We start from the raw sequence: 23,048 nt of genomic DNA on the forward strand, positions 1-23,048 counted from the left end.
CTCGTCGACCTATGGGCTTGGTGCGCCGTCGAGCTCCTGACAACGCCGGGCGTGTTCGCTCAGATGGTCGGGATTGGGGCGGTTCTTCCTTGACTCCGGCTGACGCACAGTCTGGCCTCTGAGAGCAAGGTAGTCAGTGGTAAGCAACGACGGAGCCAACGCGACCTTGTTCTCTGGGGTGATCCAGAGCAGCAGGCAGTCGAAAAGGGTGTGGAGGTCGGCGCGGAGCAACAAGCCGTTGTCCACCCGGTCGGTGTGGTCTCCCCGGTAAGGCAATATATGCGCCGCCTCCAAGACCTCCTTCGCCGAACAGCCAGTGATGGCACAACGGCCGCCATACGCGTCCAGCAACTGGTTCCGGAAAAAAGATTGACCACGGCGCTGGGCTACTGCACGCATGGTCCAGACACGTGCGTCGTGGTCTGAATCCAATGGAGGCAGATGCGCAAATGCCGCGTCCTGCCCTTCGGCCTCGGCTTTCGATTGTGGGGTGGCGGGCAACTGCACAGCTTCCCAATCGCCGGCGTCGTTCCGCTGCAAAGTCCAGTGGCCATGGATGCTTGCCCGAAAAGGCTCATACGTCACGCCCCGGAATTTGCCTCGTCTGAAAACGAGATCACGAGGGTGATTGGAGTTTGAGCGCCAATCCTTCCGCGTCTTGTCGTAATGCCGCCGGTTAGTGTCGTTGACCGTCAAGAATGAAAGGTTGGCTCCCAAGTCTGAGTGGTCTTCGCCTGGGTAGCGTCCTTCGAGCCACTCGCGAATCTCTGCGGTGGAGGAGGGCTTGGCCAGTGCTTGCATGGCTTCGGCCACGTGCCAGTATTTCACGGTAGCCCGGTCGCGCATGAGCATCTCTCTTTCTGGGAACTCGCCAGTGCGCTCAAACGCAAGTTCAAAAGAATTGGCCTCGAGCGATACGACCTGCCCGACCAGGCTGAAGTCCGGCTCGAAGTCGTTGGAGGCGCGTGCGGCATTGCCAGCCCTAACTTTTGCCGGGTTGTCGGAGGTGGCCACCACGACTCGGATTGGCAAGCTTTCCGCCCGGGCTTGTTCGAGATGAGCGCGAAAAGTGTGCTTGCCACTGCCCTTCCAATGGGCGGTCTCCATCGCGTAGCGGGACATGTCGGGCGAGAAGTTGTGTGACCACAAGCTCAAAATGACCTGGCGCGGATTCTCAGACAGGGCGGACGAGTTGAACTGCGGGTCCTTGATCTCAACGCCATATCGGCGAAAGGCATCGCTCATTCGCATGGGGTGTCAGTGTCCTCGGCAACGGGTGTGCAGGCGTGGCGTTATGGTGTCAATCCAATCGGCGTGACCACAATCATGCGTTCGTCAATGGCTGGCCCTCGGTCGAACGTGTATTCGAAGCGGTAGCCATTGCCTTCCAGGGTAAGGTTTTTCTTGCCCTTGAACGCTTTAAGCAAGGCCTTGTCGTGGTCGCTGGGATAAAGTTTGATGAGGTCGTGGATCATCTTGTCCGCAGCTTTAGCGTCAGCGTGGAGCCCATAACCGCGATCCTTGAACCAGTCGTTCCATAGGAACTTCGTGGTGGAGACCCTGCCGGTTTCCGGCTCTTCGTTGATAAAGAACTTGACTGTCTCGGCCTCGCCGCCGATACAGCCAAACAGGGCCCCCCAGCCTGAGGTTCCTGGCGTGATCTTGGTTGACTTGCATGAAAGCACTGCCTTGCTGCGCTCGACCTCGTTTTGGAATGGAGTGACCACTGAACGATCGGCCGGCTGCTGCGTTGAGCTTTCCGTGGGCAGCGATGGCTCGGCCGGAGGCGGAGATGATTGGGAGCACGCAGTCAGCAGCAATACGGCACTGGGGAGCAGGCGACGGATCAACATCCGATGTGAGTTCCAGTTGGAGGCGTGGGCCACCATCTTCCCATTGCAAGTCGCTTTCGAACCAGCTGTTTGAACACGTCGGGAGATGGTGCAGGCCCTTGCCGCTTGTGGCGTCCTTGATTGCAGCGTGTATGCGCGGCCACCACGTTCTCGGGCACATCCAAACCGCCGTCTTGTTGAGCAATCAGGTGTTCGGCAGTGCACTGGTAGGGACGTGCAGAGCGGGGCCGCAAGCCCAGCTCGCTGGGCGAGGTTAGCCACATCGGGAGGCCGCAATAAAAACAGCAGCCCGACTGGGCGTGAAAGGCACGGATGCGAAGAGATTTGAGGCGCTTGTTGCTCATAGTAGGCTCCGGAATCAAAAGAAGATTCCCGTGCCTCCTAGTGGAGAACCTCGGGCACCCGGAGCCTAGTGGCTATGCGGGCACAACACCGGGGGATGCCCCCACTGGCAGACACGTTGTAACCGACCATCGGTGCGGCTGCAACCCTTCGACGCGCGCTGGGCTGGGCGGGCGACCAGGATCAATGCGTGCTGTGGCCTTCTTCAGTGTTCGTGATTGCCATTCGCAGCGCGCCGAGGGAGCTCGCTTGGTTACGGATTGCCGCGTCGCTCCGATTTCCTACGTGAGCCAAAAGCGCACCCACCAACTCGGCATCCTCCAGCGACTCTGCTCCTGCAAGGAAAACGAGTTCTGCTACCCGTGTGCGTCGCTTGGCTTCTTCGCGACGCTGCGTTTCCTTGGCCTTCACGGCTTGGCGCTGTTGCGCTAAAAGCTCGCGCGCTTGATGCTGAGCCAAGCGCTCCGTGGCTCGTTGGATTTGGTCTCGGTAGTGATTGGTGGTGGTCATGGGTTTGTCCTGCGTTGCTGAAATGAGTCAAGCAGGAAAACGGCTCGCGTCAAGCATCGAGGTGGTCTCGAATTTCGTCCGCATCGAGAATCGGAAAGCCTGAAAAACAGGGCTTAAAAGAAAGAAGCAAGAGCGCACATAGGCGTTCCTGCGGAACGCGTGCGCAAAGGGCTTCGCCCCTTGAACCCCAAGCGCCCAAGGCGCTTGCGAAAATCCAAAGCCGAGGCATAAACCAAGCAACCCCACTGCTTCGGAGTCGCTGCCTCATGGCCATCTACCACGCCAACGTCAAGACGTTTAGTCGCGCCAAAGGGCATTCGTCCATCGCAGCGGCGGCCTACCGCGCTGGGCTGCTGCTCGAGGACGCGCTCACCGGCCTGCGCCACGACTACCGCCGCCGGGACGGCGTGGTCGAAACGCGCTGCTTCGCTCCCGAAGACGCGCCCGACTGGGCCCTGGTCCCCGCTGAGCTCTGGCCTGCTGCAGAAGCTGCCGAGCGCCGGAAAGATGCGACCGTCGCGCTCGAGTTCGAGTTCGCGTTGCCGCACGAACTCGATGACCTCCAGCGGTCTGACCTGGCCGTAGAGGTCACCCGTGCTCTGGTGGGGCGCTACGGGTTCGCGGCGCAGGCCAGCATCCATAGCCCGGGTAGTAAGGATGGCTTGAATTGGCACGTCCACGTCTTGGCAACGACGCGTCGCATCGGGCCCGATGGCCTCACAGACAAAACCAGGGAACTCGATGGTGGGCCGTCGGGCAGGGCAGAGGTGGAGTGGGTCCGCGAGCTGGTCGCGTCCACCATCAACGCCCACCTTGAGAAGGCGGCGCTCGAGATTCGCGTGGACCATCGCAGCCTGGCCGCCCAGGCCGACGCTGCCTTGGTGCGCGGCGACCTGGCCGCCGCTGCCATTCTGTCCCGCGAGCCCACCCAGCACGTCGGCAAAAACGGCACGGCGTTGGCCCGGCGGGGCCAGCCGTCGGAGCGTTCGGACGCAAACCGTCGAATCGAAGAGACCAACGAGGAGACCTTCCAAAAGCTCATCGCCGTGTTCGAGCAGGAAGGGCATGCCATGCCGGTGCCAGACGGTCACAGCCAGGCCCAGGCCGAGCGCGAGGTCCGCCGACCTTCTGACGTGCTGTCCCTGCCGCTTAGGCGCGGGGCAGGGCACATCGAGGTGTCCCGCAGCATGGCGACCATTGCTCGCGGGCTGGGACTGATGGAGGCCGAGGAGGCCACGCCGTCGCGCGCGCCACGTTCGGTCGCCGAGCTTGCGGAGGAGGCCAGCGACGAGTGGGGAGTGGCCGTTCAAGCGGATCCCCGCTTGGCTCAGACGCTCCAAGCAACCCTGGCCTTGATGCAGTGGGTCAGGGAGCGAGTGACTGCCTTCGCCGAAGCGGCGCAGCTCCGGCCAGACCTCAACGAATTGCTTCGTCGGCTGCGGCGCTTCAAGGCAGCCACCATGAAATTCGCCCGGCGGCTATTGGCGGTGCGCCGAGCGGAGAAGCTACACCACATGGCCGAGAACGCGTGGCACGACTTCCTGGCGAACAATCCCGAGCCGGGAACGTCATGGACGCAGGGGGACTGGAAGCAGCGGCGCGGGCGTCGGTTGAGCACCCTCGAAGCCCGAGCCGCAGAGTTGGCCGATGCAAAGGTTCGGGTGACCCCGCAGGGACAAGCCCTCTGCGAGAAAGAGGCGTTGGCCAGCGCGGCGCATCTGGAGGTGTGGAGCCGAGACATGCTCCAGCGCTATCCATTGGCACTGGACATGGCGAATGAACCCGATGAGCCGCATCCAAGCCCTGTCATCGTCGCACCTCCTGCGCCGGCCTACGTTCCCCGGCCGCCGCGCTTCCACTGAAACCAAAGAGCCCCGCACTGCGGGGCTCAATGTTTATATGCTCTCGGTAGACTCAGTGAAGGGTCGGCCGTTTTTTGGCACGCACAGGATCCAACTGTGCGTCTTTGTTCTTCCGGCCCGCGCGCCATTCGTCTATCGATGGGAGCTCTCGAACGATGACAGCTTCGCGGGTGCGCAAAGCCGGGGAGGGCCGGGGAGGAGCATAGTCCAACGATAGAGCGGCGTTGCTCCCGCCCGGGACGTTCTTCTGGCTATAGACGATCAGTTCGCCAGCGGAGGCCCAGGCGTTGCAGACATTGCGTTGGCGCACCAGCGGTTCGTCCGAAAGGGTCTGACTCATCAGCGCTGCGAGCAACTGGCTGGCAAGTTCGAACTGTTGGGGGTTGGTGGTCATGAAAGCTCCTACGTGTGTGGGGGGAATCCTCATCCAACCAAGAATCGCCACTTCCGCAAGAGCTCGCTTCGAGCTGCATTTCACAAATTTGAATACGGGCAAAAATTAGATAGCTGCTATGTCATTTGACGACTAGAGGTGTTGCGAATGCGACCTGGCTTCTCGTTTTGCGCAGACGCAGATGGGCAACTTGAGCCGATGCAAAGGAAGCAGTTAAGCCGGGTCGGGCAGCTCGGGCTTGTGCGAGATGCTGACCGACCAACCGCCGGTCTCCTCTCGCTGCGTTGTCAGCAGGTCATAGGTTTTCACCATGTTGAGCAGCCCGGAGTGTCCGTAGAGGTTGGGCGAAAAAGATGGGTCAGTGCGTTTGAGGTATTGGCCGAGTGCTGACAGTCCTACCTTGCCCTCGGAAGTGTCGCCGGTCAGTAGGGTCACGGCTTCGACCAAGAACCGGGGACGCCGTTTCGGCAGTGGCTTGGTTTCTACGCGAGGGGCTTCTTCTTTCGTCGCTTCCGATTTCAGGACAGGCAGTTCATTGCCCTGGACTTCGGGTGCGGCCACCTCCTTGGCCGTCCGGTCCCATTCGAAGAACTGGTCGCAGGCGTTGCGCAAGGCATCCGGGGTCTTGGGCTCGCCCACAATGAAAACCGTGGCGCCGCGCTCGCGGAGCTTGCGGCAGAGGTAGGAAAAGTCCGAGTCGCTGGTGACCAGGCAGAAGGTGTCGGCCCGGCTGTCGAACAGTGCCTCCAAAGCGTCGAGCGCCAAGGCGATGTCTGCCGTGTTCTTGCCGGAGGCGTATTGGTATTGAAGGCAGGGGGTGAACGCCTGGCGGACCAGGACTTCCTGCCACTTGTTGGCGAGGGTGTTGTGGTTGCCATATCCGCGACGAAGCACGACCCGGCCGAACTGCGCCACCATGAGCAACGCGTGCTCGACGATGTCGGTCGGCACGTTGTCGCAGTCGACCAACACCGCGACACGTGCTTCATGCGGGCTGTTTGAGTTGCTCATGTCTGTGAGGTCCGATTTTATGCAGACAGACAATGGCGTCAGCAACTCGTCCATGGCAAGCGGGCGCTAGCAATCGGGCCGATACGGAGGCTATGATCGAGGAAACATTGAAAGGAAACCTGCCCAGCAGGCTTTCTGCAACGGTTTGAAGGGGTTGGATCGAAAGTGATCCGATCCCACTCTCTCCGCCACACGTCGCTGCAAATCGCTCCGCGCCGTGACGCTTCCCCAACGCACACCGCCCGTCTCATCTTCTGTCCCGCACTCAGCGCGATGGTCCCCTGACGATCAATGTGTCATCGGGCTGATCGCTCAGCGACGCGGTCGACCGTGTCGTGCAGATGGTCGCGCTACCAGCGCACCGCTGCCACCGCATTCAGGACGATCTGGAGCGATCAGCCATTACCTTGCTACGGGAATTGCACGCGCTTAAAAAGCCGATGAGCCAGATCCGCGTGCGGGAAGAGGTCGCGTGCCCATCACTTGCTGTGGGCGCTGGCAGTGCTAGTGCTGTATTGCCACTCCGCCTAACTGCTGCTGCGATGCATGACACCTCTCCCCTGATCAACACCGACGCGCCTGGGCTGCAGGCCGCTGGCGATACGGCCGGGATGCTCTGGACAATCGGTCATTCCACCAGGACCTGGGAGGCGTTCGTCGCGTTGTTGAGCGCGCATCGGATTAAGGCAGTGGTGGATGTGCGGCGCTTTCCGGGCTCGCGTCGCTACCCTTGGTTTGCCAGCGACACGATGGCGCATGCACTGGACGCGGCGTCGGTGCGCTATCTGTGGCTGCCCGAGCTGGGTGGACGGCGCAAGGCGCAACCCGGGTCGCCCAATGGCGCGTGGTGCAACGCGGCGTTTCAGGGCTATGCCGACCATATGACCAGCGCCGACTTCGGCGCCGGGCTGGAGCAGGCGACCGCCATGGCACGTGAGCGGCGTACGGCGCTGATGTGCGCCGAAGCACTCTGGTGGCAATGCCATCGCCGCCTGATTGCGGATCTGTTGCTGCACCGGCGGTGGCAGGTGCTGCACATTCTTGGCGAGACCGCGGTGCAGCCGCATCAGTTGAATGCCGATGCGCGCCCGGTTGGGCGCGATCTGATCTATCCGCCGCGACAGGTTGGTCTGTTTTCTGCCGAGTAGGCGCTTGCGGTAGGTCGAGCCCCAGACGATCGCCGCGACCGTCGCTGGTGCGCCGAACGCTATCGCGCGGACTCACAGCACCGTTGCGTTGACCTTGAAGACCTCCACTGCGCGGGTGAGTTGCGCGGAGTGCTGTTCCAACGCATGCGCGGCGGTGCTGGCGGCTTCGACCAGGCGCACATTGTGTTGGGTGGTCTCGTCCATCTGCGCGATGGTGTGATTGACCTGTTCGATACCGCCGGCTTGTTCCTGCGAGGCGGCGGAGATATGGGCCATGATGTCGGTGACGTGCTGGACGCTGGTGACGATTTCGCCCATGGTGGTGCCGGCGGTGTGCACGAGGGTGGAGCCGTCGGCGACGCGTTGTACGGAATCGTCGATGAGCCGCTTGATTTCTTTTGCCGCATCCGAGGAACGGTGCGAGAGCGTGCGCACTTCCGATGCAACAACAGCGAAGCCGCGGCCCTGTTCGCCGGCGCGTGCGGCCTCCACCGCGGCATTGAGGGCCAGGATATTGGTCTGGAAGGCGATGCCGTCGATGACCGAGATGATGTCGGCGATGCGTCTGGACGAGGCTTCGATGCCGGACATTTGTTCGATCACCTGGCCGACCACGTCGCGGCCTTCCGAGGCGATGGCGGCGGCGCCGCGTGCGAGCTGGTTGGCGCGGGTGGCATGTTCGGCATTCTGCTTGACGGTGGAGGTCAGCTCTTCCATCGAGGCAGCGGTTTCTTCGAGGCTGGCGGCCTGTTGTTCGCTGCGCTGCGCCAGCTGCTGATTGCCGCTGGCGATATCTTCTGCGACGAAGCTGATGCTGTTGGAGGTTGTCTGGATGCGGGTGACGATGTCGGTGAGGCGGTGCACGGTGCTGTTGGCATCGTCACGCATGGAGGCGAACACGCCGTGGAAGTTGCCGGACATGCGCACGGTCAGGTCGCCATCGGCGATCGCGCGCAGCAGCCCGGAGAAGCTGGCCAGGTTGGTATCGGAGGTGGCCATCATGGTGTTGAGGTTTTCCACCATCAGGCGAAAATCGTGCTCGAACGTTTCCGCCTTGCCGCGGAGTGCAAAGTCGCCTGCGCAGGCGGCCTGGGTCAGTTCCTGGATCTGCGCGTTGATGGCCTGCAGGTTGCGTTTGACCTGCTGCATGGTGGCGGTGATGGCGGATTTTTCGCCCGGGTACTGCTCGATGTCCTGGGTGAGATCGCCAATGGCGTAGCTGCCCATGACCTGGGTCATGCGCAACTGGGTCTGCACGTGGGCATGTACGAGTGCGTTGGTGTCTTGCACCATGTCGCCATATTCGCCGGGAAAACCCTGTGGGTCGGTGCGGTAGCTGATTTCGCCGGCGTCGTGGCGCGCAGCCATGCTGCGTTGCGCCCAGATCACCTCCTGCAGGCGTCGCTGCATCTGCTGCATGGCGCGCAGCAGTTGCCCGGATTCGTCGTTGCTGGTTGCTGCGTCCTGGCTGCGCAGATCGCCGTCGTTGATGCGCTGGGCCAGGCGTAGCGACTGGCGCAGCGGCAGCACCACACTGCGCGTGAGCAGGAACGCGATGGCGGCGCCCAACAGCAGGGCGACGACGGTGGACATCACCATCAGCATCGCAAAGCCGCGCGCAGTGGCAACGGCCTGCCTGGCGGCTTGGCGGTTCTTGGCCTCCTGCAGGTCGATGAAGGCGTTGATGCTGGCCAGCCAGGCAATGAAGGCCGGGCGCGCTTGCTGCAGCAGGTGCTGTTCTGCCTGCGCCTTGTCGGCCGCATCGCGGAACGCGCGCACTTGCGCGATCAGCGGCAGGGTGCGCTGCTCGATGGATTTGATCTGCTGGAGAATGTCTTTCTCTTTTGCATCGGTCGAGCTGGCGATCATGTCGTCGAGCGGTTGCGCAGCGCGTGCGTAATCGGCAGCGAGCTTGTCGATCGATTGTTCGGCGGCGTGGCGGTCTGCGGGGTCGTCCATGAGCACCACATCGCGCAGAGCAATCGCGCGGTCGTGGACGCTGCCACGGAAATTGATCGCGTAGCGTTGCTTGACGCTATTGACCTCGTTGATGGCGGTGAGTTGCTGGTCGATGCTGCGAACGCGTTGGATGCCCACCACGGTCAGGATCACCATCAAGACGATGATCGCGAGAAAGCCCAGGGCCAGGCGCTGTCCAATGCGCAGATTCGGGAAGAAATGCATAGGTGTTCGATCGGTGTTCCGACTGGCGGAAGAGCGGGGGAGTCCCGGCAACGGCAGGGAGACGAATACGCACGCGACAGCGCAAGAGCCAGCGCAACGGCTGCCGCTCAAGTGGTGTCTCGACGTGTTCGTTAGCGACCTCTAGCAGTGGAACTGAAGACGTTGCGTCTGCCGGTTCAGGTGCTGGTGGGGCTGCTCAATGCGCCGAGACACTCGTCATTCCTGCCTGCAACGCTGCCGCCGGCGGCTTACCGGCGCCTGCAACGGCGCTTAGGGATAACGCGAGAGATCCGGCGCCTTGATCGCCGGCGTCATCCACTTTGCAGCGAGGTTCTGCACGCTTGGCTGGCTGGCGAGTTTGAGTGCGCCATGCAGCAGGTGGATGCCGAGCCGGCTATGCGGGTTCATCAGGCGTGGGCCGATCTTCGGCACGCCCTGGGCCTGCTCGACCATCGGGCGCATGGCGGTGGCGTAGGCAGCGAAGGCCGCGTCCAGCGTGGCGGCCTGGGCGATTTCGTTGGCCAGCACATACGCGCCGGTCACTGCCAGGGTGGCGCCGATCCCGGCCAGTGGCGTCGCGCACCAGGCCGCATCGCCGGTAAGCACGGTGCGACCGCTATGCCAACGCTGCATGCGCACCTGGCGCAGGGCATCGAAGTAGAAGTCGTCGGTGCCATGCATGCCATCGAGCACGCGCGCCGCCTGCCAGCCGGCGTCGGCAAAGCGCTCGTGCAGGTAGGCCTTCTGGGCGTCGATGTCCCAGTCTTGTTCGCCTTCGGGCGGTTTCTGCAGCGAGAGCATGGCGCGCGTGGTGCCGTGCCGGTCGGGTCGCAACGAGATGCTGCGCCCGCCGGTGGTGTGGTACCAGCGCCACAGCGGGTCGTCGTCGGCGCTGCGCGGGATGGTGAAGTAGGCGATGGTCAGATCCATCCAGCGCGGATCGTTTTCCCCCGGGAAGACCTGTTCGCGCGTCGAAGAGCCCACGCCTTCGGCGACGATCACCGCGTCGAAGCGTTCGCTGCAACCGCTTTCGAAGGTGACGGTTGCGGCATCGCTGCCGGCAGCGTCTTCGATGCTGGCGATGCGGTCGCCGAAGCGGTACGTCACATGGCCGCGCGCGGCATCGTAGAGCAGGCGGGCCAGATCGCCGCGCAAGATCTCCAGTTCGGCGGTCGGGCCATCGCCATCGATGTCTTCGGTCTTGAAGGTGGCGACGGCCTGGCCGTGCGCGTCGATCCAGGCGGTGCCTTCTTCGCCGGTTCCCTGGGCCAGCGCGGCCTGTTCCAGGCCCATGCGTTGCAGCACCTCACGGCCGACACCGCGTACGTCGATGTTCTGGCCGCCATCGCGAAACCGGGTGGCGCGTTCCACCACGGTCACATCGAAGCCGCGATGGGCGAGTGTCCAGGCGGCAGCGTTGCCGGCGATGCTGGCGCCGGTGATGAGGATACGACGCGGCATTGCTGTCATCCTGGCAGGAAATATCAGGCGTGATATTACACGTCCTGGCCGTAACGCTCCATGTTCGCGATCAGCCGGTGCATCAACGCGACGGTCTGCTGCACCTCGTCGGCGGAAAAGCCTTCCAGCGCCACTGCGTTCATACCCAGCAGCGCACGCCCACCGAGTTCGGCCATCTTGCGCCCGCGGGCGGTGAGCGCCACCAGCGCGGCACGGCGATCCTGCGGGGTCGGGGTGCGCTTGATGAGCTTCAGTCCCTCCAGCTTGTCCAGCAGTGCCACCATGGCCGGCTGCTTCACGGCCGATGCGATGACCAGGTCACGCTGCAGCATCGGGCCTTTCCAGGACAGCAGCATGATCGGGCCGATCAGCGCCAGCGACACGCCGTGCGGCCGCAGTTCGGCGTCCACCAGGCGGTTGAAGACCCGCGCTGCATGGTTGGCCAGATACCCCGGCGCGATAGCAGCCTGCGGATGGATGAGTTCACTCTGATCAAGCATCTGTAAGACCGTGCGTTGTCCTGTGGCTATCGGGCAATGGTACGTCTCCTGCAGTGCGGCATGGCGCTCGTTGCCGCGTGGCACCGCGTGCACGCCCGGCGGCTTGGCTGCCGGGGCGATATCGCGTCGCTGCGCGGCCCGAAGACGGCACGGCCCCATGTGCGCGGGCCGACGGCTGTACCGGCCGTGGCGCAGGCTGCGCGCTGCCGCAGACGCAGGAGCGCAAGCTGCCTGGTTCAGCCATCGCCTGCGGGCGTGGCTGGACGCCACCAGCCATAGGCCAGATGATGGGCGCGAGCGCGCGGCTCGGTCTTGCCGAGGCGTCATGCGCCTGCGGCGACCTGGTCTTTTCAACGGTTGGACATGATGTACGGATGGATGATGGAGAAGCTCGCAGCAGGCGACCTCGCGGTCGTGCACGTTGCGTGCTGGAGCGGCGACCTGCGTGTGGACACAATGCAGGTACGCCCTCTATGAATGCGGGATTTCCGCACGGCAACAGCGTCATGGCGCAGGCGGTACGCAGCCACGACTGGGCGGCGAGCCCGCTGGGACCAACCGCTCAGTGGCCATCGCCGTTGCGCAATGCGGTCGATCTGATGCTGGGTTCGCCCGAAAGCATGTATGTGGTGTGGGGCGATGCGCTGACCTTTTTCTACAACGACGCCTACACGCCGATCCTGGGGCCGCGCCAGGCGCAGGCGCTGGGCGCGCCGCTGCGCGTGTTGTGGGCCGATGCCTGGGAGGCGGTGCGCGAGCCGATTGAAGCGGCGTTCGCAGGGCAGGCATCGCGCTTTGAGGAATTGCCGATCGGCATGAACCGCTACGGCGTGCCGGAGCAGACCTGGTGGACGTTCTCGTTCTCTCCGATCTATCTGGACGATGGCCGGGTGGGCGGCGCGTTCTGCGTCACCAATGAAGTCACCGCGCGCAAGCTGGCGCAGGCGCGGCTGGCCGACGAACACGAGCGCCTGATCCGCTTGTTCGAGCAGGCGCCGATGTTCATGGCGTTCCTGAGCGGGCCGCAGCACCGGGTGGAGTTCGCCAACCCGTGTTATTCGCGCCTGATCGGCCACCGCGATGTGATCGGGCGGCCGTTGGCCGAGGCGCTGCCGGATGCGGTGGAACAGGGACATGTGCGTCGCCTGGACGAGGTGTACCGGTCCGGGCGCGCGTTTTCGGCCAATGCGCTGCCGTACAACGTGCAGGCGGTGCCCGGTGGTCCCGCCGAGCGACGCTTGCTGGATCTGGTCTATCAGCCGATCGCAGGCGCCGATGGCACCATCTCCGGCATCTTCGTGCAGGGCCTGGATATCACCGACCGCATCAGCCTGGAGCGCGCGGTGCGCGAGGCCGAAGTGCGCAACCGTCAAATCCTGGACAGCGTGATGGACTACGCCATCATCGCCACCGATATGCACGGGCGGGTGACGTCGTGGAACGAGGGTGCGCGGCGCATTCTGGGCTGGAGCGAGGTCGAGATGCTCGGGCAAACGCTGCAGCGCACCTTTACGCCGGAAGACGTCGAGCAGCGGCAGATGCTGATCGAGGCCGCTGCCGCGCTGGAAAGCGGCAGCGGCATGGACGAGCGCTGGCACGTGCGCAAATCCGGCGAGCGGTTCTGGGCCAATGGCTCGCTGATGGTGTTGCGCTAAGAAACCGGCGAGGCGATCGGGTTCGTCAAGGTGTTGCGCGACCGCACCGCCGAGCGGCTGGCCAGCGAAGCGCTGCAAAAGAGCGAGCGGCGCCTGGACGCACTGGTACGCGCGTCATCGCAATCGATTTTTTCCGCCAGTGCCCACTGGCGCGAATGGCGCCAATTGGTCGGCGACGGTGTGCTGAGCGATGCGGTGTCGGCCACGCCCGACTGGCAGGCGATGGTGCACCCGGACGACCGCGCGCGATTGGCGCAAGCGCTTGCGCAGGCGACTGCCACCAAGTCTGGTGTGGATGTGGAATACCGGGTGCTCGGCACGGATGGGCAGGTGGGCTGGACCTTGATGCGCGCGATTCCGTTGCTGGATGAGCGCGAACAGATCGCCGAATGGTTCGGCACCTCTGCCGACATCACCGACAAACGCGTGGCCGAAGAGCAGCTGCGGCAACTGACCGAGACGCTGGAAGAGCGCGTGCGCGAACGCAGCGCGGCGTTGTTGCTTGCCGAAGAGAAGCTGCGTCAGAGCCAGAAGATGGAAGCGGTGGGGCAGCTGACCGGCGGGCTGGCGCACGACTTCAACAATCTGCTCACTGCCATCAGTGTCGGCCTGGAGTTGCTGCAGACGCGCATCGAACAGGGCAAGTACGACCGGCTGGAGCGCTATGTGGAAATGGCGCAATCCAGCGCGGCGCGCGCCACTGCCTTGACCCAGCGGTTGCTGGCGTTTTCGCGCCGGCAGACGCTGGCGCCCACCGCGCTGGATGTGGAGGAGCTGGTGCGTGGCATGCACGACATCATTGCGCGCACGCTGGGGCCGTCGATCGCGCTGCAGCTGCGTCCGGCAGACCAAGCGTGGCAGGTGCTGGTGGACGCGCCGCAGCTGGAAAACGCGCTGCTCAATCTCTGCATCAACGCGCGCGATGCCATGCCCGATGGTGGGCAGCTCACCATCAGCCTGCACAACCGCGCGCTGGATGCCGCTGCCGCCCAGCAGCTGGAGCTGCCGCCTGGCGATTACGTGTGCCTGAGTGTGCAGGACACCGGTACCGGCATGACGGCCGAGGTCATGGCCAAGGTGTTCGAACCGTTTTTCACCACCAAGCCCATCGGCCAGGGCACCGGGTTGGGCCTGTCGATGATCTATGGGTTTACTCGACAGTCCGGCGGGCATGTGCGCATCGATTCGGAAGTGGGCGTGGGCACCACCATGGCCTTGTACCTGCCGCGCTTCACCGGCGTGCTGGCGCAAGACGACGTGGCACCTGCTGATGCGCCGCTGCAGCGCAATGCTGCGCACAGTCGCACCGTGTTGTTGGTGGAGGACGAAACCGCGATTCGTGTCTTGATCTCCGAAGTACTCACCGAAGCCGGCTACCGCGTGATCGAAACCGCCGAGGGTAGTGCAGCGGTGGAGCGCTTGCGCTCGCAAGAGCACATCGATGTGCTGGTGACCGACGTCGGCCTGACCGGCGGCCTCAATGGGCGACAGGTTGCCGACGCCGGGCGGCAATCGCGTCCTGCACTGCCGGTGCTGTTCGTCACCGGCTATGCGGCCAGCGCCGCGGTGGGCGCGGGCCAGCTCGACGATGGCATGGAAGTGTTGACCAAACCATTCCAGGCCATCGAGCTGGAGCGGCGGGTGGCGCAGTTGCTGGAGCGTCGCGCGCGCTAATCAGGTGCCGGTGCTGCTGCGAGCCGCTCGTTGCACCGGCATCGATCGCCTGAGACATGCGTATCGCAGCGAACGTGGCGCAAAGACGCAGCGGGCTTGCGCGGTTGGGCCTGCCTAGAGCGCCGTCTGGACGATGCCCAGCAGATCGCGCAAGGAAAATGGCTTGGTCAAAAGACGCATGCCGGTATCCAGAAAGTCGGCACGTTTGGCGATTTCGCCTGCGTAGCCAGTCATGAAGACGATGGGCATTGCGGGGTAGAGCATGCGCGCCTGATCGGCAAGGTCGCGCCCGTTCATGCCGGGCAGGCAGATGTCCGACAGCAGCAGATCGAACGGGCATGCCCTGGTCAGTTGCGTCAGCGCGTGTTCGGCGTCGGCAGACGCCACCACGTGGTAGCCCTCGTCGCCAAGAATGTCTGCAGCCATCTCGCGGATTGCATCGTCGTCTTCGACCAACAGGATGCGTGCGTTGGGTAATGCGTGAGCCACTGCGGTCCTCGAGCGATCGCAATGCTGCGATGCTTCGAGATGCACATTAGGCGCGCCTGCGTGACGGCGGCGTGCGATGCTGCAACACGATGCGTTCACCGCTGTTGCCAACGCCATGCGCCACCAGTCGGATGATCGAAAAACAGCGCAATTCTGCTGATCTGCGATACCTGCAGCAGCGATGCCGTGAATCGCGTCAAGCAAAGCAAGCTGATCAGTTCAGTCGCGCCCACCGGCCAATAACGCGCACGTGTTAAATTCAGCTCTATGAAGAACGTGACGCCGATGATCGCAAACCGCATCACCACTGGCAGCACCGGGCTCGACACTATCTTACGAGGTGGGCTGCCCGCCAACCGTTTGTACCTGCTTGAAGGCCAGCCTGGTGCGGGCAAAACGACGCTTGCACTGCAGTTCCTGCTGGATGCTGCGGCCAAGGGCGAGAGTTGCCTGTATGTGACCTTGTCGGAAACCATCGACGAGCTCACTGAAGTGGCTGCTTCGCACCATTGGTCATTGGAGTCCCTGCATATCTTTGAGCTGGCATCAGCAGAGGCCTTCCTGGGCGAAGGGCGGCAGCAATCCATCCTGCATCCGTGGGAGATGGAGCTCGATGGCACCATCAAGCTCATCCAGGCCGAAGTGGACCGGGTGAAGCCGACGCGGGTGGTGTTCGATTCGTTGTCCGAGTTACGCCTGCTCGCGCAGGATTCGCTGCGTTATCGGCGCCAGGTGCTGGCGCTCAAGCAGTATTTCGCGCCGCGCAACATCACGGTGTTTCTGGTGGACGATCTCACCGGCGAAAACGGCGAGCGGGACGCGCATTTGCACAGCCTGTGCCACGGGGTGATTTCGCTCGAGCGCACGACGCTGGAGTTCGGTGCGGCGCGGCGCCGCATGCAGGTGCAGAAATTGCGTGGCGTGGATTTCATCGCCGGCTATCACGACCTGGCCATCGTCACCGGCGGCATGCGTATCTATCCACGTTTGATCGCCTCCGACCACCACCGGCCATTTATCGGCGAACCGGTACCAAGCGGCGTGGAGCGCATCGATGCATTGCTGCACGGCGGCCCGTTGCGCGGGACCAGCACGCTGCTGACCGGGCCAGCCGGCTCGGGCAAGACCAATCTGGCCCTGCAGTTCGTGGTTGCCGCGTGCGAGCGCGGCGAGCATTGCTGCGTGCTGGAGTTCGACGAGCGCACCGGCACCTTGTTGAAGCGTGCCGAAGGCCTGAGCATGGATCTGCGCAAATATATGGACGCGGGTCTGCTGGAGCTGCATCAGATGGATCCGGCCGAAGTCACGCCGGGCGAATTCGCCTGGACGGTGCGTGGCAGCGTGGAGGAGCGCGCGTGCCGCATTCTGGTGATCGACAGCCTCAACGGGTATCTGGCGTCGATGCCGCAGGAAAAGCAGCTGATGTTGCAGATGCACGAGCTGTTGTCGTATCTCAACCAGAGCGGGGTGACCACGTTCCTGATCAACCCGCAGCAGGGGCTGGTCGGCAGCATGGCGACCAGTAGCACCCTCAATGTCTCCTACATGGCCGACACCGTCGTCTTGCTGCGCTTTTTCGAGGCGAAAGGACGCATCCGCAAGGCGTTGTCGGTGATCAAGAATCGCAGTGGCGCGCACGAAGATGCGATTCGCGAATTGCGCATCGGCAGCAGCGGTCTTCAACTGAGCGAGCCGCTGGAGAAATTCCACGGCGTGTTGACCGGTACGCCGCAGTTTGTCGGAGACGACGGCCCGTTGCTGGATCGTCCCCTTGAATATCTGTGACGCGGACGGCTCCATCGTCCATATCATCGCGCCGTTCGGCCGCGACGCGCAGAGCATTGCCAGCATCGTTGGCGAACGCGGGCTGACATGCCGGGTCCATGCCACGCTGGGCGCGCTGGCAGGCGACCTGCACGATGGCTCCGGCGTGGTGGTACTGACCGAAGAAGCCATCCGTGGCGACCTGCATGCGCTGTCGCACATCCTGCAAGGCCAGCAGGCCTGGTCGGACATTCCGTTCGTGTTGTTGCGTACGCCGCGTGGCGCGTACAACCGCCGGCAGGTGCGGCTGCCGGCCGACATGACCAACGTCATCGAGTTGGAGCGGCCGCTGAGCTCGGCTTCGTTGCTGAGCGCCATCTCCACCGCGTTGCGCGCACGGCAGAAGCAGTTCGTCATCCGCGACCAGCTGGCGCAGTTGGCCGAAAGCCGCACCGCGCTGGCGCAGAGCGAGGCCGAACTGCGACGTGTCACCGATGCGCTGCCGGTGCTGATCGCCTTCATCGACAAGAACCTGATCTACCGCTTTGCCAATCGTTCGTACGAAGACTGGATTGGTGTGCCGCCTGCCGATGTGATCGGGCGGCCGCTGGTGGATGTGGTGGGGCCTGCGGTGGTCGAACAGCGCCGCGCCTGGATCGAGGCCGCATTGGCCGGGCAGACATTGACCATCGAGACCAGTTGGCCGCATGCCGATGGCCGGCGCCGCGATGCGGAAATCCGCTACATGCCGCGCTTTGATGCAGATGGCAAGGTGGATGGATTCCATGTGTTCGCCACCGATGTGACCGCGCGTGCGCTGGCGCTGGAATCGATCCAGCAACAGGCCAACCTGCTGGAAGCCAAGGTGGCCGAACGGACCGCCGAGTTGCAGCAGCAGATGCTGGCGCGCGAATCCAGCGAAGCGGCACTGCGCCAGGCGCAGAAAATGGAAGCAGTGGGCCAGCTCACCGGCGGCATCGCACACGATTTCAACAACATGCTCACCGGCATCCTGTCTGCGCTGGATCTGGCGCGGCTGCGCATCGACCAGGGGCGTACCGAAGGGCTGGGTCGCTTTCTGGATGTGGCCTCTGCCTCGGCATTGCGCGCAGCTGCGCTCACCCAGCGCCTGCTGGCATTCTCGCGGCGTCAGTCGCTACAGGCGCGGGATCTGCAGTTGAACGATCTGGTGGTGTCGCTGCAGGAGTTGCTGGCGCGCACGTTGGGCGAATCGGTGCGCCTGGAGATCGATCTCTGTGCGGAACTGCCGCAGGCGTACGTTGACGAGAATCAGCTGGAAAGCGCACTGATCAACCTGGCCATCAACGCGCGCGATGCCATGCCCGACGGTGGGCAGCTGCGTATCGCAACCCGGCAGCTGCAGGTGGAAGATCAGCCGCTGGAACTCGGGCGTGGCATCGCCTTGGCGCCGGGGAATTACGTGGTGGTGTCGGTTGCAGACACCGGAACCGGCATGCCCGCTGACGTGCTTGAACGCGTGTTCGAGCCGTTCTACACCACCAAGCCGATCGGCCAGGGCACCGGCCTGGGCATGTCGATGATCTACGGCTTCATGCAGCAGTCCAACGGGCAGGTGTGGGTGGAGTCGCAGCCGGGCGCGGGCACCACCGTCAGCCTGTATCTGCCCGCCGGGGTTGCGGCGCAAACCGCGGTGCCGCAGACGCAGAGCGATGCGGTGCTGGCAGGGCAGGGCCAGCATGTGCTGGTGGTGGAAGACGACGAGCAGGTGCGGCTGCTGGTCACCGAACTGCTCAGCGAGCTGGGTTACCAGGCCGACGTGGTGGCCGACGCGGACGCGGCACTGCCGATTCTTGCCTCGCCACGGCGGATCGACCTGCTGGTCACCGATGTCGGCTTGCCGGGCCTCAACGGACGCCAGTTGGCCGAGATCGCGCGGCAGTCGCGGCGCGATCTGCCGGTGATCTTCATGACCGGCTACGCAGAAACGGCACGCGACCGTGGCGAATTTCTCGGCGAAGGCATGAGCATGATCGCCAAGCCATTTACGCTGGGCGAGTTCAGTGGAAAGCTGCACGATGTGCTGGGGCCTTCGGCCTGAGTGCAGATAACGCGATGTAGCGAGCCGGTCGAACGTGGATGATGCAGGGGAGCGGCGTGTACGCGTGCTCGCTTTCGCTCTTGCGTGGCGATCTGTCTGCCTCGCGATTGCCCGGCCTTTTCGGTAGATGCGCTCCAGCTGGCACGCTGGCGCGAGAGGCTGCAATGCGATGACGTGCGTTCTGCCGCAACTGCACGGCACGATGCGTCGCACTTGAGTGCACGATGCGATGACGCGGAGTGTTTGCGCCAGGTGCCGCGTCTTGCGCGTGAACCGGCTGCTCGGCATTGCGTACGCGCTGTGCAATTGCGCTGCAGCCATCGCAATCAAGCCGCATCACGCAGGCTGCGTTGCTCAGCGCGTCCCACGCGCGGATTGCCGCGCGCTGGCCATCGATTCGGCCACCGCGATCTTGTCTGCCACCGCCTTCTGCATCGGCGATCCGGTTTCCAGCAAACCGTGCAGATGCCGCCAGTGCGCAGTGGCGGCGGCGAAGTCCTGCTGCTGAAAATCGCTGATGCCTAGCAACCAGAGCCCACGCTGGTTGTCCGGCTCGCGTGCGATCACCTGCTGCAGGCGTGTGCGCGATGCGGCGTCGATGGCGAAATCGGCGTGCGTGGCCATATCCGCCGCCACCCAGCCCACAATGGCGGCGCTGATGTCGGGAGCGATCTTGAGCACTTGTGCATACGCCTCGCGCGCCTCGGCGGGTCGGTCGTTCTGCTCGAATGTCTTGGCCTGCTGCATGAAGCGATCCAGCGCCTGCGCCTGCGCATCGGCAGGGGTGCTTGCCGCTTGCGCCTGCCCTGCATCCGCAGAGGGTGGCAGCGAGGCGACTTGCGCTGGCTGCGCTGCATACACCTGCGTGACGATCGCCTCCGGCGCGCCCACCAGCCGGTACAACCCGGCCGTGGCCAGCGGCAGGCCCAGTCCCAGCAGAATTGCCAAGCGGTAACGCGCACGACCGCTGCCGGTTGGGCGGCGCAGCAGCGGTGCCAGCAACAGCAGCAAGGCCAGCGCCACCAGCACGGCGCTTGCGATATAAAAACCCGCCATCACCATTGGTCCTCCACTTGCGGCGCCACCGGCGTGCCGGCGCGCGCACGGGTGCGCACGGTGTGGATGACCACGCCGGCACCTGCAAGCAACATCAGCGCCGGCCCGAACCACAGCAGCCAGGTGCCGCGTGTGACCGGCGGGTCGTACAGCACGAAATCCGAATAGCGATCGACCATGTACTGCTTGATCTGCGCATCGCTCTTGCCGGCCTGCAGTTGCGCGAACACCTGATGCCGCAAATCGCGCGCCAGGCTCGCGTTGGAATCGGCCAGGTTTTCGTTCTGACATACCAGGCAGCGCAGTTGCGCGGTCAAGCGCTGGTAGCGCGCCTCCTCGCTGCGGTTCTTGAACGGCAGCGGATCCACGGCCTGCGCTGCCAACGAGGGCGCCAGCAGCATGCCAAGCAGCAACACCAGCAACAAACGCACACGGCGGCCTTGCGCGCGCCAATGCCAGCGCCAATGCCACAGTCGTGTGTGACGCGCCGCCATCACGGCGTACCCTTGGGCAGCGCGGCGATGGCCGGAAGCAACTCGTCGTTGATGGCATCCGGGGTCAGCACGCCGATGTGCTTGTAGCGGATCACGCCCTGCGCATCGATCAGGAACGTCTCCGGTGCGCCGTAGACACCGAAGTCGATGGCGGTCTGGCCGGCTTCATCGGCGATCACCACTGCATACGGGTTGCCGAGTCGCGCGAGCCAGGCGATGGCGTCGGCGGGCACGTCCTTGTAGTTGTAGCCGATCAGCGGCACGCCAAGCCGGCTGGCCTGGGCCATCAACACCGGGTGTTCGTGCACGCATTCGGCGCACCAGCTGCCGAACACATTCAACACGTAGGGTTTGCCCAGCAACTGGTCACGACCGACGCGTTGCGCCGGGTGGTCCAGCCGCGGCAACGAGAACGCCGGTGCCGGTTTGCCGATCAACGGCGACGGTACGTCGCGCGGATTGTGCTGCATGGTCCGCAGGATGCCGACGCCGAACAGCGCCGCCAGCAATACGAAGCCCAGCAAGGGCAGCAGACGATTCACGGGTGCGATTCCTGTGCGATGACGAGCGCTGGTTGCGCCGGAGAAGCGGCCAAGGGGTGTGCAGTCACCGGTGCACGAAAGCGGCGTGCGCAGGCGCTGACGAAGCCGCCGAGCATCATCAGCAGGCCACCGGCCCAGATCCAGCGAATGAAGGGCTTGTAGTACAGGCGCAGCGTCCAGTCGTTTTCGATGTGCTCATCGTCCAAGGGCTCGCCCAGCGCCACATACAGGTCGCGGGTGATGCCGGGATCGATGGCCGATTCGGTCTGGATCCGCTCGCTGCTGTACAGGCGTTTTTGCGGATGCAGTTGCGCGACCACCTGGCCGTCGCGGCTGACCTGCACGCTGCCTTGTTCGGCCTTCCAGTTCGGCCCATCCACCAACTGCACGCCATCGAAGCGGAAGCTGTAGCCGGCGATCTGCGCGCTCTGGCCGGGCGACAGCCGTACATCGCGTTCCACCGACAGGCTTTCGGAGACCAGCACGCCGGCAACGAACACCGCCACGCCCGCATGCGCGATCAGCATGCCGGCCATTTCCGCCGGGAAGCGCCGCCCGCGCGGCATGTCGCGCCAGCGTTTGACCACGTACAGCGCGGTGCCCGCAGCCACCCATGCGGCCACACCCATGCCGGCGATCGCCTTGGCCTGGCCATCGGCAAACACACTGCCGACCAGGGCGCAGGCGATCGCGGCGATGCCTGCGCGTGTGCCGAGTGCTTTCAACGGTGCGGCTTCGGCCTTGCCCCAGCGCAGGTAGGGGCCGAACGGCAGCAACAGCACCACCGGCAACATCAACAACGGAAACAGCAGGCCGAAGTAGGGCGGCCCGACCGAGACCTTGCCCAGCGCAAACGCGTCGGCGATCAGCGGGAACAAGGTGCCCAGCAACACCATCGCCGCGGCGACGGTGAGCAGCAGGTTGCCGATGAGAATGCCAGTTTCGCGCGAGGCGGCGGCAAAGGGTTTGCCGCTGGCGATCTTGGGCGCGCGCAGTGCATACAACAGCAACGAGCCGCCAACGACGGCAACCAGAAAAATGAGGATGTACAGGCCACGGCGCGGATCGGCCGCAAACGCGTGCACCGAGGTCAGCACGCCCGAGCGCACCAGGAAGGTGCCCAGCAACGAGAGCGAAAACGCCAGGATCGACAGCAGGATGGTCCACGCGCGCAGGCTGCCGCGTTTTTCGGTGACCGCCTGGGAGTGGATCAACGCAGTGCCGACCAGCCAGGGCATGAAGCTGGCGTTTTCCACCGGGTCCCAGAACCACCAGCCGCCCCAGCCCAGTTCCGCATAGGCCCACCAACTACCGGCGACGATGCCGGCGGTGAGGCAGGCCCAGGCCACATTGGTCCACGGCCGTGCCCAGCGCACCCAGGCCTGTTCCAGTTCGCCGCCGAGCAATGCCGCCACTGCGAATGCGAAGGCCACCGAAAACCCGACATAGCCGGTGTACAGCACTGGCGGGTGGAAGGTCATGCCGGGGTCCTGCAACACCGGATTGAGTTCGTTGCCATCCAGCGGAATCGGCGACAGCCGCCCGAACGGATTGGAGGTCAGCAGGATGAAGGCCAGAAAACCCACCGAAATCAGCCCCAAGATCGCCAGCACGCGGGCGGCGAAATGTTGCGGCAGGTGCCGGCTGAAGGCGGCCAGCAGCACCGTCCAGGTGGCGAGGATGGCGATCCACAACAGCAACGAGCCTTCGTGCGCGCCCCACACCGCCGCAACGCGGTAGTACCAGGGCAGGGCAATGTTGGCGTTGGCGGCGACGTAGCCCACCGAAAAATCCAGCGACAACAACGACCAGGCGAGCAGGCCGAACGCCATCCACACGAACACCGCCTGGCCCACCGCCGCAGGCCGCGCGACACCCATCAACGCGGTGTTGCCGCGCCACGCACCGATCAAGGGCAGTACGCCCTGGGCGAGCGATAACAGCAGTGCCAGGATCAGTGCGATCTGGCCAAGTTCAGGCGTCATGGGCGGATCGCAAGGCGAAACGGAAGGGAAGTCATGAGGTGCGT

19 protein-coding genes and 2 pseudogenes are annotated in these 23,048 nt (G+C 64.1%); 5 read left to right on the top strand and 16 right to left on the bottom strand.

The window, feature by feature from the left end; genetic code table 11:
* Window positions 1-9 precede the first annotated feature (9 nt).
* The 4 genes from AC1POX_RS09230 to AC1POX_RS09245 form a co-directional block, all read right to left on the bottom strand.
* Window positions 10-1,245 carry an HNH endonuclease gene (locus AC1POX_RS09230; protein WP_277574996.1) on the bottom strand — a complete coding sequence of 412 codons (1,236 nt, stop codon included), beginning with the start codon at window positions 1,243-1,245 and terminating at the stop codon, window positions 10-12.
* A gap of 47 nt (window positions 1,246-1,292) precedes the next feature.
* Window positions 1,293-1,853: a hypothetical protein gene (locus AC1POX_RS09235; RefSeq protein WP_040237428.1), complete on the bottom strand. Its 561-nt coding sequence runs from the start codon at window positions 1,851-1,853 to the stop codon at window positions 1,293-1,295.
* Window positions 1,847-2,197, bottom strand: a complete 351-nt coding sequence (locus tag AC1POX_RS09240) for an HNH endonuclease (RefSeq protein WP_078515451.1) — start codon at window positions 2,195-2,197, stop codon at window positions 1,847-1,849. Before AC1POX_RS09240 ends, AC1POX_RS09235 begins: the two co-directional genes overlap by 7 nt.
* 181 nt (window positions 2,198-2,378) lie before the next feature.
* Entirely contained in the window at window positions 2,379-2,705 is a 327-nt protein-coding gene (locus AC1POX_RS09245) for a hypothetical protein (protein WP_016850716.1), read from the bottom strand.
* Window positions 2,706-2,971: 266 nt separating this feature from the next.
* Here AC1POX_RS09245 and AC1POX_RS09250 point away from each other — a divergent pair, with 266 nt between their 5' ends.
* Window positions 2,972-4,567, top strand: a complete 1,596-nt coding sequence (locus AC1POX_RS09250) for a MobA/MobL family protein (protein WP_338334477.1) — start codon at window positions 2,972-2,974, stop codon at window positions 4,565-4,567.
* A 52-nt stretch (window positions 4,568-4,619) separates the two neighbouring features.
* Here the strand turns inward: AC1POX_RS09250 and AC1POX_RS09255 are convergent, their stop codons facing one another.
* Together AC1POX_RS09255 and AC1POX_RS09260 are read right to left on the bottom strand one after the other, a co-directional pair.
* Entirely contained in the window at window positions 4,620-4,961 is a 342-nt protein-coding gene (locus tag AC1POX_RS09255) for a hypothetical protein (protein ID WP_277574998.1), read from the bottom strand.
* Between the two features lie 213 nt (window positions 4,962-5,174).
* Window positions 5,175-5,972, bottom strand: coding sequence for an NYN domain-containing protein (locus AC1POX_RS09260; RefSeq protein ID WP_338334573.1), 798 nt, complete (start codon window positions 5,970-5,972; stop codon window positions 5,175-5,177).
* A gap of 542 nt (window positions 5,973-6,514) precedes the next feature.
* Between AC1POX_RS09260 and AC1POX_RS09265 the strand changes: the two genes are divergently transcribed.
* Window positions 6,515-7,120, top strand: coding sequence for a DUF488 domain-containing protein (locus AC1POX_RS09265; RefSeq protein ID WP_372357151.1), 606 nt, complete (start codon window positions 6,515-6,517; stop codon window positions 7,118-7,120).
* Window positions 7,121-7,192: 72 nt separating this feature from the next.
* Here the strand turns inward: AC1POX_RS09265 and AC1POX_RS09270 are convergent, their stop codons facing one another.
* From AC1POX_RS09270 to AC1POX_RS09285, 4 genes and pseudogenes are all read right to left on the bottom strand, one after another.
* Window positions 7,193-9,304: a methyl-accepting chemotaxis protein gene (locus AC1POX_RS09270; RefSeq protein ID WP_372357022.1), complete on the bottom strand. Its 2,112-nt coding sequence runs from the start codon at window positions 9,302-9,304 to the stop codon at window positions 7,193-7,195.
* Between the two features lie 270 nt (window positions 9,305-9,574).
* Window positions 9,575-10,765 (bottom strand): FAD-dependent monooxygenase, encoded by a 1,191-nt coding sequence (locus AC1POX_RS09275; RefSeq protein ID WP_372357023.1) that lies wholly within the window; start codon window positions 10,763-10,765, stop codon window positions 9,575-9,577.
* Window positions 10,766-10,800: 35 nt separating this feature from the next.
* The gene (locus tag AC1POX_RS09280; RefSeq protein WP_372357024.1) at window positions 10,801-11,265 is read right to left on the bottom strand and encodes a MarR family winged helix-turn-helix transcriptional regulator; all 465 of its coding nucleotides are present in this window, start codon (window positions 11,263-11,265) and stop codon (window positions 10,801-10,803) included.
* Window positions 11,266-11,307: 42 nt separating this feature from the next.
* A pseudogene (locus tag AC1POX_RS09285) lies at window positions 11,308-11,477 on the bottom strand (MarR family transcriptional regulator); the annotation flags it as partial.
* 261 nt (window positions 11,478-11,738) lie between these two features.
* On the opposite strand from AC1POX_RS09285, the pseudogene AC1POX_RS09290 reads away from it, so the two are divergent.
* Window positions 11,739-14,594 (top strand): annotated as a pseudogene (locus AC1POX_RS09290) (hybrid sensor histidine kinase/response regulator).
* 114 nt (window positions 14,595-14,708) lie between these two features.
* Here the strand turns inward: AC1POX_RS09290 and AC1POX_RS09295 are convergent.
* Both AC1POX_RS09295 and AC1POX_RS09300 read right to left on the bottom strand, forming a co-directional pair.
* Window positions 14,709-15,053, bottom strand: coding sequence for a response regulator (locus tag AC1POX_RS09295; protein ID WP_031422223.1), 345 nt, complete (start codon window positions 15,051-15,053; stop codon window positions 14,709-14,711).
* Window positions 15,054-15,178: 125 nt separating this feature from the next.
* Window positions 15,179-15,385, bottom strand: a complete 207-nt coding sequence (locus AC1POX_RS09300) for a hypothetical protein (protein WP_033478913.1) — start codon at window positions 15,383-15,385, stop codon at window positions 15,179-15,181.
* On the opposite strand from AC1POX_RS09300, the gene AC1POX_RS09305 reads away from it, so the two are divergent.
* Together AC1POX_RS09305 and AC1POX_RS09310 are read left to right on the top strand one after the other, a co-directional pair.
* Entirely contained in the window at window positions 15,351-16,868 is a 1,518-nt protein-coding gene (locus tag AC1POX_RS09305) for an ATPase domain-containing protein (RefSeq protein WP_039417102.1), read from the top strand. The genes AC1POX_RS09300 and AC1POX_RS09305 overlap by 35 nt on opposite strands.
* Window positions 16,855-18,927, top strand: coding sequence for a PAS domain-containing sensor histidine kinase (locus AC1POX_RS09310; RefSeq protein ID WP_014089935.1), 2,073 nt, complete (start codon window positions 16,855-16,857; stop codon window positions 18,925-18,927). The genes AC1POX_RS09305 and AC1POX_RS09310 overlap by 14 nt, the downstream gene beginning before the upstream one ends.
* Window positions 18,928-19,281: 354 nt before the next feature.
* On the opposite strand, the gene AC1POX_RS09315 is transcribed toward AC1POX_RS09310, so the two are convergent.
* The 4 genes from AC1POX_RS09315 to AC1POX_RS09330 are packed head-to-tail and all read right to left on the bottom strand — an operon-like array spanning window position 19,282 to window position 23,004.
* Window positions 19,282-19,989, bottom strand: a complete 708-nt coding sequence (locus AC1POX_RS09315; RefSeq protein WP_008574942.1) for a tetratricopeptide repeat protein — start codon at window positions 19,987-19,989, stop codon at window positions 19,282-19,284.
* Window positions 19,983-20,480, bottom strand: a complete 498-nt coding sequence (locus tag AC1POX_RS09320) for a cytochrome c-type biogenesis protein (protein ID WP_033478914.1) — start codon at window positions 20,478-20,480, stop codon at window positions 19,983-19,985. The genes AC1POX_RS09315 and AC1POX_RS09320 overlap by 7 nt, the downstream gene beginning before the upstream one ends.
* Entirely contained in the window at window positions 20,477-21,019 is a 543-nt protein-coding gene (locus AC1POX_RS09325; RefSeq protein ID WP_008574944.1) for a DsbE family thiol:disulfide interchange protein, read from the bottom strand. Before AC1POX_RS09325 ends, AC1POX_RS09320 begins: the two co-directional genes overlap by 4 nt.
* The gene (locus AC1POX_RS09330; protein ID WP_127167881.1) at window positions 21,016-23,004 is read right to left on the bottom strand and encodes a heme lyase CcmF/NrfE family subunit; all 1,989 of its coding nucleotides are present in this window, start codon (window positions 23,002-23,004) and stop codon (window positions 21,016-21,018) included. The genes AC1POX_RS09325 and AC1POX_RS09330 overlap by 4 nt, the downstream gene beginning before the upstream one ends.
* Window positions 23,005-23,048 lie beyond the last annotated feature (44 nt).

The sequence above is a fragment of the Xanthomonas sp. NCPPB 3442 genome, assembly GCF_056725145.1.